8 protein-coding genes are annotated in these 11955 nt (G+C 66.5%); 3 read left to right on the top strand and 5 right to left on the bottom strand.

The window, feature by feature from the left end; translation table 11 throughout:
• Positions 1–38 precede the first annotated feature (38 nt).
• A complete protein-coding gene (locus B5520_RS02200) occupies positions 39–1502 on the top strand; it encodes an MFS transporter (protein WP_079595419.1) in 1464 nt (487 codons plus the stop codon).
• A gap of 9 nt (positions 1503–1511) precedes the next feature.
• On the opposite strand, the gene B5520_RS02195 is transcribed toward B5520_RS02200, so the two are convergent.
• From B5520_RS02195 to B5520_RS02180, 4 genes are all read right to left on the bottom strand, one after another.
• A complete protein-coding gene (locus B5520_RS02195; protein ID WP_079595418.1) occupies positions 1512–2642 on the bottom strand; it encodes an FAD-dependent oxidoreductase in 1131 nt (376 codons plus the stop codon).
• 46 nt (positions 2643–2688) lie between these two features.
• Complete coding sequence (locus B5520_RS02190) at positions 2689–3615, bottom strand: AEC family transporter (protein ID WP_079595417.1); 927 nt, start codon at positions 3613–3615, stop codon at positions 2689–2691.
• A 52-nt stretch (positions 3616–3667) separates the two neighbouring features.
• Positions 3668–4093 (bottom strand): aspartate 1-decarboxylase, encoded by a 426-nt coding sequence (gene panD, locus B5520_RS02185; RefSeq protein ID WP_176156730.1) that lies wholly within the window; start codon positions 4091–4093, stop codon positions 3668–3670.
• Between the two features lie 93 nt (positions 4094–4186).
• Entirely contained in the window at positions 4187–5101 is a 915-nt protein-coding gene (locus tag B5520_RS02180; RefSeq protein WP_079595415.1) for a LysR substrate-binding domain-containing protein, read from the bottom strand.
• 153 nt (positions 5102–5254) lie between these two features.
• On the opposite strand from B5520_RS02180, the gene B5520_RS02175 reads away from it, so the two are divergent.
• Positions 5255–6718 carry an amino acid permease gene (locus tag B5520_RS02175; RefSeq protein ID WP_079595414.1) on the top strand — a complete coding sequence of 488 codons (1464 nt, stop codon included), beginning with the start codon at positions 5255–5257 and terminating at the stop codon, positions 6716–6718.
• A gap of 128 nt (positions 6719–6846) precedes the next feature.
• Here the strand turns inward: B5520_RS02175 and B5520_RS02170 are convergent, their stop codons facing one another.
• Positions 6847–8064, bottom strand: coding sequence for an MFS transporter (locus B5520_RS02170; RefSeq protein WP_079595413.1), 1218 nt, complete (start codon positions 8062–8064; stop codon positions 6847–6849).
• 315 nt (positions 8065–8379) lie between these two features.
• On the opposite strand from B5520_RS02170, the gene B5520_RS02165 reads away from it, so the two are divergent.
• Positions 8380–11898 (top strand): bifunctional proline dehydrogenase/L-glutamate gamma-semialdehyde dehydrogenase, encoded by a 3519-nt coding sequence (locus tag B5520_RS02165; RefSeq protein WP_176156729.1) that lies wholly within the window; start codon positions 8380–8382, stop codon positions 11896–11898.
• Positions 11899–11955: the final 57 nt, after the last annotated feature.

The raw sequence follows: 11955 nt of genomic DNA, 5'->3' as shown, positions 1-11955 counted from the left end.
ACGGTTCCGGCAACGGAGACCAAGGCAGGAAACCCACCATGACAACCACATCCCAGGGCGTAGGATTCCGCTCCGAACGCGGGCCCATCCTCATCGCCCTCATGCTGGCCACGGGGCTCGTCGCAATTGACTCCACCATCGTGGCCACCGCCGTCCCGTCAATCGTGCGGGACGTGGGCGGGTTTTCGTCATTCCCCTGGCTCTTCTCGGCCTACCTGCTGGCCCAGGCCGTCTCCGTGCCCATCTACGGCAAGCTGTCCGACATGGCCGGCCGCAAGCCCATCATCCTGGCCGGCATCGGACTGTTCCTGCTCGGCTCCGTCCTGTGCGGCCTCGCCTGGAGCATGCCCTCGCTGATCGCGTTCCGGGCCCTGCAGGGGCTCGGCGCCGGCGCGGTGCTGCCGGTGTCCATCACGATCGCCGGCGACATCTATTCCCTGGAGGAACGCGCCAAGGTGCAGGGCTACCTCGCCAGCATGTGGGCCGTGTCCTCCGTGGTGGGGCCAAGCCTCGGCGGAATCTTTGCGTCCCTGGGCCTGTGGCGCGGGATTTTCCTGGTCAACGTCCCCCTGTGCCTGCTGGCAGGATGGATGCTGCTCCGGACCCTGCACGAGAACGTGGACCGGGCCAAGCACCGGGTGGACTTCGCCGGGGCGGCGCTGCTGGCAGTTTCCCTGGGACTGCTGATCCTTGGCGCCCTCCAGGGCGGCCAGGCATGGGAGTGGAACTCACCCGCCAGCATGGGCGTCTTCGCGGTGGGCGGCGTGCTCCTGGCCCTCTTCCTCCTGGTGGAGCGGCGGGCGGCCGAGCCCGTCCTGCCGTCCTGGGTGGTGTCCCGCCGCCTTCTTGGCACCACCGCCATGGTGTCCTTCGGAGTTGGGGCGGTGCTGATCGGGCTGACCTCCTTCGTGCCCACCTTCCTGGAAGGGGCATTGTCCAGCTCACCCCTGGTGGCCGGGCTGGCCCTGGCCGCGCTGACCGTCGGCTGGCCGATCAGCGCCTCGCAGGCCGGCCGGCTGTACCTGCGGATCGGCTTCAAGGCCACGGCCCTCATCGGCGTTTCCGTGACGGTGGCGGGACTCCTGGTCCTGGCCCTGACGGCAGCCGTACCCAACGTGGCGTCCGTGGCCGGCAGCTGCTTCGTGGTGGGACTCGGGCTGGGGCTGGTGGCCACCCCCACCCTGATCGCCGCCCAGTCCAGCGTTCCCTGGAATGAGCGCGGCGTGGTCACCAGCACCAACATGTTCGCCCGGTCCATCGGCAGCGCCCTGGGCGTGGCGGTGTTCGGCGCCGTGGCCAACGCAATCTACGCGGGAACCCCGGGCGGGGACAGCAGCGGGCAGGCGGTGGTGGCCGCTTCCGGTGCCGTCTTCCTGGCCGCGCTGGTGGCCGGTCTGGTCACCGTCGCCGCGGTCCTGGCCATGCCCGCTGTCCGCGCCGGCACCAGCGGAGGGAAGGGGCCGGACCAGGTCCTCGCCGATGCGGAGGACAGCACCCAATAGCGGCAGTGCTTACCGGGAGGCGCGGAAGATCTCCGGCGCCGGGCGGGTGCCGGTGGCAAGGTCGGCAAGGATCCGGCCCACCACCGGCGTGAACTTGAAGCCGTGCCCGGAGAAACCGGCGCCGATCACCACTGGTCCGATCCGGTCCAGGATGAAGTCCTCGTCCGGGGTAGTGGTGTAGGTGCAGCTGATCGCCTCGAAGGAATCGGCATCCACTCCCGGCAGCCAGGTCCGGGCATAGTCCTGCAGCGCAGCGAGCTGCCTGGGTTCGGGCTGGAAGGACCGCCGGTCCGGGTCCACCACGGGCCCCACGCCGTGCCACCCGGCCTTGATCCCTTCGCCCGGGGTATGCATTCCGTACACCGGGGAGTACCAGCCCTGGTAGTCCCCGCCGGTACCGGGGTAGTGGTTGAACCCGGGCCACACGGCCTGCCCGTCGGTGATCCGGAAGTGCGCGGGCTGTTCCTGCGTGACGGTGAGCTTCGGGACCCGCAGCTTCCCATTGCCAGCGGCACCCAAAAGCTTTTCGGTCCAGCCGCCCGCCGTCACCACCACCTGGGCCGCGGTGACCACCTCGGTGCCCGCTGCGGTCTCGAAACCCAGCCGGACGCCGTCGTCCATCACCTCGAAGTCCACCACCTTGGTGTGGTGCCTGATATCGGCGCCGCGGGCGACGGCAAGCCGCTGGAAGGCGGGCAGCGCAGCCTCCGGATTGAGCTGGCCGCCGTCGGGCATGTGCAGCACCTGCTGGTCGAACCGGATGCCGCCCCACCGCTCCGCCGCCTCGGCCGGGCGAAGGAACTCCGCGCGGATGCCGGCCCGAGTCAGCGCGGCAGCGACGTCGGGAAGCATCGGCTCGGGGCCGTGGTTCACAATGCCAGTGCGGGTGAGCAGCTTCTCGCCGCTGTCCTGCTCCAGTTCGTCCCACAGGGCCAGCCCTTCGGCCAGCATGGCCACGTACTCCGGGCGGTGGTAGCCGGGGTTCAGGTTCCGGGTGGTGCCGTGCGAAGCGCCGATCCGGTGCCCCGGGCCGAACTGATCCACCAGCGTCACGTGGCGGCCCCGGCGCGAGAGCGCCCACGCGGCAGCCGAGCCCATGGCCCCGCCGCCGATCACCACAGTGTCAAGGATGGTGTGCATGGTTCTCCAATTGCTCTCTCGGTCTGGTTGTGCAGTCGGTGCGTTCCTACGTGAGCAGCAGCGCGACGCCGATCATCGCAGGCACAGCCACGATGGTGGTAATCAGGACGGTGTCCTTTGCCACTGTAAGTCCGGTCTTGTAACGGCTGGCGGCCACGAAGACGTTCTGCGCGGTTGGCAGCGCCGAGGTCACCACCACCGCGAACAGGGCATGGCCGTCCATCCCCAGGGCAAACCGGGCGAAAAGGTACGCCAGTGCCGGCTGGACGGCCAGCTTGAAGCCGCTCGCGAGCAGGGTGTCCACGCGCCGGGCCGCCGCGGCCTGCAGTGGCCGGCTGCCGTTAAGGCTCATCCCGAACGCGATCAGCATCGCGGGGATCGCGGCCCCGCCGATCAGGTGGATGGGTTCCATGACCAGCGCCGGAACCTGGAAGCCGGTCCCGGCAACCACCAGGCCCAGCGCCGAACCCACGATCATGGGGTTCCGCAGGATCATCACGATAAAACTGAGGGGAGTGGTGCGGTGCGAGCTTGTGCTCGAATCCAGGATCATCAGGAACAGCGGGGTGAAGAAGGCGAGCTGGAAAATCAGCAGCGGGGCCACATAGCTGGCATCGCCCAGGACGTAGACGGCGATGGGGATGCCGAGGTTCGCCGAGTTGGCCAGCGACGCCGCCATGGAGGACATCAGGGATTCGGGCAGTGAGCGTTTCAGCCAGAACTTGGCGAGGGTAAAAAAGATGACGGCGGTGGCCATGGCGGCCACCGCCGTCACCAGCAGTGGTTCCGCGAAGACTTCCTGCAGGCGGGCCTTGCTCAGCGTTTCGAAGAGCAGCGCCGGGCTGGCAACGAAGAAAGTGAGGGAGCTAAGGACCTGGCGGGCGTTGTCTCCGAGGATTTTCCGCCGGCCCACAAACCAGCCCACCAGGATGATGCACCACACCACAAAGAAGCCCGCCAGCACTCCTAGCACGGGGCAACCTGCCGGGCGCGGCGGAGTTGTCTACCGGGGCTCACGCTCCGGGTTAGAGTGCGGCGTTGTTAAGGGCGAACGGCGGACGCATCATCCCGGGGGTGAGCCCCTCCGCGGGGTCGTTGCCCAGCTGGATGACCTTGTTGTTCTCGTCCACGTGGACCACCCGGGGCTCGTACGCCTTGGCTTCCTCGGAGGTCATCTGTGCGTAGGTAATCAGGATGACAATGTCGTTCTCATGCATAAGGTGCGCCGCTGCACCGTTGATGCCGATGACGCCGGAGCCGCGCTCGCCCGCGATGGTGTACGTCTCCAGGCGGGCGCCGTTGGTGACGTCCACAATGGACACGAGCTCACCGGGAAGGATGTCGGCAGCATCCAGCAGGTCCAGGTCAACGGTGACCGAACCTACATAGTGCAGGTCGGCGTGCGTGACGGTGGCCCGGTGGATTTTGGACTTGAACATTGTTCGATTCATAACGGCACAAGTCTAGCGCCGGCCCCGCTTCCCCGCAGTGACGCAGGGAACACTTGGCAGGACCCGCCGGAGACAACGTACGACGGCGGGTGGTTACGCGGCGTCGTCCCGCGCCACGGCCGCCGCGGCCGCTGCCAGGGTTTCGCGGGCTGCGAGGATGGCAGGCCGCTGCGCGCTTGAACGGCGCACCGAGGTGAAAACCGTGCGGTGCGGCTTGCCCGGAAGCTCCAGCAGCTGGGCAGAGGTGCCGCGCCCGGTCCACACCAGGTCCGGCATCAGGGCCACCGCGTTGCCGGACTCAATCAGCCGGATCTGGGCCTGCAGGTCCGCGGTTTCGAAGCGGACGTCCGGTTCGAAACCGGCACTGCGGCACGCCTGCTCCGCCCAGTGGCGCGACGCAGCACCCCGCGGCTCCATGACCCAGGCCAGTTCCGCGGTGTCGGCCAGCCCACGGATGGCCGGGCCGCCGTCGGACGCCGGGGGAACTGCCAGCCGGATGGCATCCTTGGTCAGGCGTACGCGGTCCAGCTCCGGATAACGCGGCGCGGCGTGTCCCGGGTACTGCTCGGCGATCACCAGGTCGAAGTCCCGTGCCCACGTCTCGTGAAGCGCCGTTTCGGGCTCGCGCTGAATCATCTCGATCCGGACCTCGGGGTAGGTAGTGGACATCCGTGTGAGGGTGTCCGGCATCAGCGCCAGGGCTGCCGACTGGAACACGGCGATCCGCACGGTTCCGGTGACGGTGGTCAGTGACGCCGCCAGGTCCGCCTCGGCCTGCTCCATCGTCTGGAGCAGCTGCTCCGTGTGGGCCACCAGGACTTCAGCCTGCGGCGTCAGCTGCACCCGCCGGCCGGTTTTCCGGAGCAGCTCCACACCCACCTCCTTTTCCAGGAGGGCAAGCTGCTGCGATACCGACGACGGGCTGTACTGCAGTGCGTCCGCCACCTCCGCAAGGGTCCCGCGGATGCTTAATTCCCGGAGCAGCCGAAGCCTGCGGACATCAAGCATGAGGAATTCCTTACCGAAACTAACGAATATAGGTTAGAAGTAGTCACTTTATCTAATGCAAGCATGCTTGCATACTGTTGGGACCGAGTTACCCCCGTCACAGCCGATTTTCGGCGTGCCGCGGCGGGGTCGCACCCCAAGCAGGAGTTCCTGATGAGTACTAGAGATATGAGCCAGTCGGTCATGCGGCGCAAGCCCATCGACGACATTGAGGAAGAGAACAAACACAGTGGCCTCTTCAAGTCACTCGGGCTGTGGCAGCTGACCGCCATTGGCGTAGGCGGCATCATCGGCGTCGGCATCTTCTCCCTCGCGGGGCTGGTGGCCGCCGGAAGTGAAAGCGCACCCGGAGTGGGGCCGGCTGTGCTGATCTCGTTCCTTGTTGCCGGGCTTGCGTCCGCAGCAGCTGCACTGTCCTACGCGGAGTTCGCGGGAATGATCCCGCGCGCCGGTTCCGCCTACACCTACGGCTACGTGGCCCTGGGCGAAATTATCGGCTGGTTCATCGGCTGGGACCTCCTGCTGGAATACATCGCCATCGTGGCCGTGGTGGCCATCGGCATCTCCGGCTACTTCGACGCCTTCCTCTCCGGCATCGGCATCAACATGCCCCTCTGGATGACCTCCACCGCCGACGAGGGCCGGGGCGGCATCGTGAACATCCCAGCCATCGTGGTGTGCCTCCTGGTGACCTGGATCCTTTCCCGCGGTACCAAGGCGTTTGGCCGGTTCGAGCTCGTGGCCGTGGCCATCAAGGTCCTCCTGATCCTTTTCATCATCGGACTGGGCGTCTTCTACATCGACACCAACAACTACAACCCGTTCATGCCCAGCGGCTTCGGCCCCGTCCTGGCCGGCGCAGCCACCGTCTTCTTCGCCGTCTTCGGCTACGACGCCATGAGCACCGCCGCCGAAGAGGCTAAGGACGGCAAGAAGCACATGCCCAAGGCCATCATCCTGTCGCTGATCATTGCCATGCTGCTTTATGTAGCCGCCACGCTGGTGCTGACCGGCATGCAGAACTACAAGGACATCGACCCCACGGCCGGTTTCGCCTCGGCCTTCACGGGTGTGGGCCTGCCGGTGATCGCCACGATCATCTCCGTGTTCGCCGTCCTGTCCATCCTTACCGTGATGCTGACCTTCCTCCTGGGCGTCACCCGCGTCTGGTTCTCCATGAGCCGCGACGGCCTGCTGCCCGGCTGGTTCGCCAAGACCGACCGCCACGGCACCCCGCAGCGCGTCACCTGGATCGCCGGCGTCGCCTCGGCCCTGCTGGCGGGCGTCTTCCCCATCAAGGCTGTTGCTGACCTGACGAACATCGGCATTCTGGCGGCGTTCGTTGTGGTCTGTTTCTCCGTGATCGTGTTCCGCTACAAGAGGCCCGACGCGCCGCGCACCTTCCGCCTGCCGCTGATGCCTGTCATTCCGGCCTTCGGCGTCCTGGCATCGGCCTTCCTGATGTTCCAGCTCCACTGGGAAACCTGGGCACGCTTTGGGGTGTGGCTGGTGGTGGGCCTGGCGATCTACTTCTTCTACGGCAAGAAGAACTCCCTGATGAACCCCGCCAGCCCGCGGCACGAGGAGATCGTGGAGATGCACCGCCCCCTCCGCTGACCGGCCCCGGGACGCTCTCTCAGCTTCCGCAAGTTTTCACGCGACGCCCTCTCGCATTGGGCGGAAATAAAAGAACCCTTTCCCACAGTCCTGTGGGAAAGGGTTTTTTTGGTTTCCGGGCTGCAGGCCTACTGGGTGACGGCGTTCTCATGGCTGGCAGCCATGGAGTGCGGAACCGCCAGCAGCGCAACCACGGCGAGGGCGCCGGCCGTAGCAAAGATGTAGAACCCCCAGGGGTAGGCGATACCTGCTGCAACCAGCCCGCCTGTCACGGCAGGTCCGGCGATGGCGCCGATACGCCCCACGCCTGCGGCGAATCCGAGTGCCGTTGCGCGAAGGCGGGCCGGGAACAGCTGGCTGACCCAGGCGTACACGAGCACCTGGGAACTGAAGACAAACACCCCCGTGACGAAGACCAGGGCGTTAAGCAGGATTGCGTTGTCCACCTTGATGCTCAGGAGGGCGAGGCACACCGCCGAAAGGCCGAACCACAGCAGCACGATGGGTTTGGTGCCGTGCTTGTCCGCCAGGACGCCGGCGATGATGAGCCCGGCAACGGCACCAAGGTTCAGGACCAGGAGCAGGGACAGCCCTGCGCTGACGGGGTAACCGGCGGAGGCCATGAGCTGGGGAAGCCAGGTATTCAGGCCATAGACCAGCAGCAGGCCCATGAATGAGGCTGCAGCAATCGCCGCGGCGACCAGGGGGTAGGGCTTTTTGGCCAGATCCCGGAATCCGGTCCGCTCCTCCGTCCTTGCAGTCCGGACGGAGGGCAGGGTCTCGGGAAGTTTGAACCACAGGAACGGGAGGAGGACCAGGCCGGCGATGCCGCCCACCACGAACATGGTGCGCCAGTCCGGAATAACGATCAATGCAAGGAAGGCGGTGGCCACGGCGCCCACGTGGTATCCCGTCATGGTGCGGGTGGTGGACTTGCCGGCGGAACCTGCCGGGGCATAGTCGTTCATGTAGGCAAGGGCAGCCGGAAGGCAGGCCCCGAGGCCGGCCCCTGCAAGAAGCCGGAAGGCACCAAATACGGCGACGTTCGGTGCCCACACCACCGCCAGGGTGAAAATCGAGAACCAGAGTACGCATGCAATCAGCAGGTTGCGGCGCCCGAAGCGGTCGGAGAGCGGGGCGATGAAGAGTGCTCCCAGGCCCACACCCACGAGAGAAATGGTGGCGACGAACGTTGCGCCTACGGCGTCGAAGCCCAGTTCGCCCGTCTTGATGAGGGTGGGGATGACGGTGCCAAGCACCACGAGGTCAAAACCGTCCAGGACCATTGCCAGCCAGCAGAGCCACACGGGCCACCGTGACGGGGAGGTGGAGGGGGAAGTTGTCATGGAATCCTCATTGATTAGGGACAGATGGGAGCGCAGCCGGCTGAGAGCCCTGACACACGGTGAGGTGACCTGCGGCATGCTTACGGTCAGTCAGAGTACAGCGCAGTTCATTGAACGTACAAATGTTCGAAAGACGAACAGGGATAGAGCGCATCAGGCGTGTTGCGGGCGGATGGGGACGCCCTTCAAGAGGCTCCAAAAGCTTCATGTTTTCTAACCTGTATTGCTTAGAAAACATCGCTTTATCTTATGTGACAGCAAGCTCATACTGGTTCTAAGACCTCCTTGAATCCCCAGGAAAGAACGAGAAAAGCCATGACCCACATTGCAATGGAACCGGCAGTTGCAACCGGCATCGCGCCGCAGACCGTCGATGTCGACGTGCCCCAGGCCAAAGCACTGGCCAATGACGCCGTCGCCCTGGTCCGCCGCTGGCTGACCGAGGCTGCGAAGGTTCCCGTCGACGCCTCCGCCGAGCAGCTGGCCGGCGTCCTGAAGGACCCCAACGGCCTGGAATTCACGGTCGGGTTCGTGGACGGCGTGGTCCGTCCCGAAGACCTGAACGTCGCCGCCCGCAACCTCGCCGCCCTGGCCCCCAAGGTTCCCGCGTTCCTGCCCTGGTACATGCGCAGCGCGGTGCAGCTGGGTGGCACCATGGCACCGGTCCTGCCGCAGGTTGTCATCCCCGTCGCCCGCAAGGTCCTCCGCGAAATGGTGGGCCACCTGATCGTGGACGCCACCGACGCCAAGCTGGGCCCGGCCATCGCCAAGATCCGCAAGGACGGCGTCAAGCTCAACGTCAACCTCCTGGGCGAGGCCGTCCTTGGCGAGCACGAAGCCTCCCGCCGGCTCGAAGGAACGCACACCCTGCTGGCACGCCCCGACGTCGACTACGTCTCCATCAAGGTCTCCTCCACCGTGGCACCGCACTCCGCCTGGGCCTTCGACGAAGCAGTGGAACACGTCGTCGAGAAGCTCACCCCGCTGTTCCAGCGCGCCGCCTCCTTTGCCCGCGATGGCGGGAAGGCCAAGTTCATCAACCTGGACATGGAGGAGTACAAGGACCTGGACATGACCATCGCGGTCTTCACCCGGATCCTGGACAAGCCGGAGTTCAAGAACCTCGAGGCCGGCATCGTGCTCCAGGCTTACCTCCCGGATGCACTCTCCGCCATGATCCGCCTGCAGGACTGGGCTGCCGAACGCCGCGCCAACGGGGGTGCCGGCATCAAGGTGCGCGTGGTCAAGGGCGCCAACCTGCCCATGGAGCAGGTGGAGTCCTCCCTCCACGACTGGCCGCTGGCCACCTGGGGCACCAAGCAGGACTCCGACACCAGCTACAAGAGCGTCATCAACTACTCCCTGCACCCGGAGCGCATCAAGAACATCCGGATCGGCGTCGCCGGCCACAACCTGTTCGACATCGCCTTCGCCTGGCTCCTGGCCAAGCAGCGCGGCGTGGAATCCGGCATCGAATTCGAAATGCTGCTGGGCATGGCCCAGGGCCAGGCTGAAGCGGTCAAGAAGGACGTCGGCTCGCTGCTGCTCTACACACCCGTGGTGCACCCGTCCGAGTTCGACGTCGCCATCGCCTACCTGATCCGCCGCCTCGAAGAGGGCGCCAGCCAGGACAACTTCATGTCCGCCGTGTTCGAACTCAGCGAAAACGAAGCCCTCTTCGAACGTGAAAAGCAGCGCTTCCTCTCCTCGCTGGAGGCCCTGGACAACAGCGTTCCCCTGCCGAACCGCCGCCAGGACCGCAGCCTGCCCCCGGCCCCGATGCCGCACGGGGGCTTCGACAACACCCCCGACACGGATCCGTCCCTGCCGGCCAACCGCAACTGGGGCCGGGCCATCCTGGAGCGCGTCCCGTCCTCCACCCTCGGCAACGCATCGGTGGCGGCAGCATCCATCAAGGACGAGGCCACACTCAACACCGTCATCCAGACCGCCCTGGACAAGGGCAAGGCCTGGGGCCAGCTTTCCGGCGACGAGCGGGCCGAGATCCTGCACCGTGCCGGCGACGTCCTGGAGGCCCGCCGGGCGGACCTGCTCGAGGTCATGGCCAGCGAGACCGGCAAGACCATCGACCAGGGTGACCCCGAGGTCAGCGAGGCAGTGGACTTTGCCCACTACTACGCCGAGTCGGCCCGCAAGCTGGAAAAGGTCGACGGCGCCACGTTCGTTCCCGCGAAGCTCACCGTAGTGACGCCGCCATGGAACTTCCCGGTCGCCATTCCGGCCGGCTCCACCCTCGCGGCACTCGCCGCCGGCTCCGCCGTCGTGATCAAGCCTGCCAAGCAGGCCGCCCGCAGCGGCGCCGTAATGATCGAAGCCCTCTGGGAAGCAGGCGTTCCAAAGGACGTCCTCACCATGGTCCAGCTCGGCGAACGGGAACTCGGCAAGCAGCTGATCTCGCACCCGGCCGTGGACCGCGTGATCCTTACCGGCGGCTATGAAACGGCCGAACTGTTCCGGTCCTTCCGGCAGGACCTGCCGCTGCTGGCCGAGACCAGTGGCAAGAACGCCATCATCGTCACCCCCAGTGCAGACCTGGACCTGGCAGCCAAGGACGTGGCCTACTCCGCGTTCGGCCACGCCGGCCAGAAGTGCTCCGCCGCCTCACTGGTGATCCTGGTGGGCTCCGTGGCCAAGTCCAAGCGGTTCCACAACCAGCTGATCGACGCCGTCACCTCCCTGAAGGTGGGCTACCCGGAGGATCCCACGAGCCAGATGGGGCCCATCATCGAGCCTGCCAACGGCAAGCTCCTGAACGCCCTCACCACCCTGGGCGACGGCGAAAACTGGGCCGTTGAACCCAAGAAGCTGGACAACACCGGAAAGCTCTGGAGCCCGGGCGTGCGCTACGGCGTCAAGCGCGGTTCCTACTTCCACCTGACCGAATTCTTCGGCCCGGTGCTCGGCGTGATGACGGCCGACACCCTCGAGGAAGCCATCGCCATCCAGAACCAGATCGAGTACGGCCTGACTGCGGGCCTGCACTCCCTGAACCCGGAGGAGCTGGGTATCTGGCTGGACTCCATCCAGGCCGGCAACCTCTACGTCAACCGCGGCATCACCGGTGCCATCGTGCAGCGGCAGCCCTTCGGCGGCTGGAAGAAGTCGGCGGTCGGCGCCGGCACCAAGGCAGGCGGGCCCAACTACCTGTCCGGCCTGGGTGACTGGGTCTCCTCGCGCAGCACGGCAACGGCTGCCGTCACCCACCCCGGTGTCCGCCGGATCATCAACGCCGCCGGCGCCGCCCTGGAGCCTGCTGAGCTGGAATCCGTCCAGCGCGCCCTGGCCTCCGACGCCGAGGCCTGGGCGGAGGAGTTCGGCACCGCCAAGGACGTGTCCGGCTTGAGCGCGGAACGCAACATCTTCCGCTACCGCAGCCTTCCGGTGACCATCCGCCTGTCCGAAGGTGCGCCGCTGGCGGACCTTGTCCGGACCGTAGCAGCCGGCGTTCTGGCGGGCTCGGAGCTGACGGTGTCCACCGCCGTCGAGCTTCCCGCCCAGCTGCGCCCCGTGCTCACCGCGATGGATATCGACGTGACGGTGGAGTCCGACGCCGGCTGGCTGGCTTCCGCGGGCCGGCTCGCCAAGGCGGGCAGGCTGTCCGGTGCCCGCGTCCGCCTTATCGGCGGCGACGCCACGGCACTCGCCGAAGCAACGGGCGGCCGTCCTGACCTTGCGGTCTACGCCCACCCCGTCACCGAGGCAGGCCGCGTTGAACTCCTGCCGTTCCTGCACGAGCAGGCCGTCAGCATCACTGCCCACCGCTTCGGCACACCGAACCACCTCTCGGACGCTTTGATCCAGGTCCGGGGATGATGCCCTAGGGCAAGCAGAAGGCCGGGCGGCCACCCTTAGGGGGTGGCCGCCCGGCCT

Origin of the sequence: Arthrobacter sp. P2b, assembly GCF_900168295.1 — a bacterium.
In the GTDB taxonomy this organism is placed as follows: Bacteria; Actinomycetota; Actinomycetes; order Actinomycetales; family Micrococcaceae; genus Arthrobacter.
Note: the sequence above shows the minus strand (reverse complement) of the source record. Positions and strands in the feature narration are given on the sequence as shown.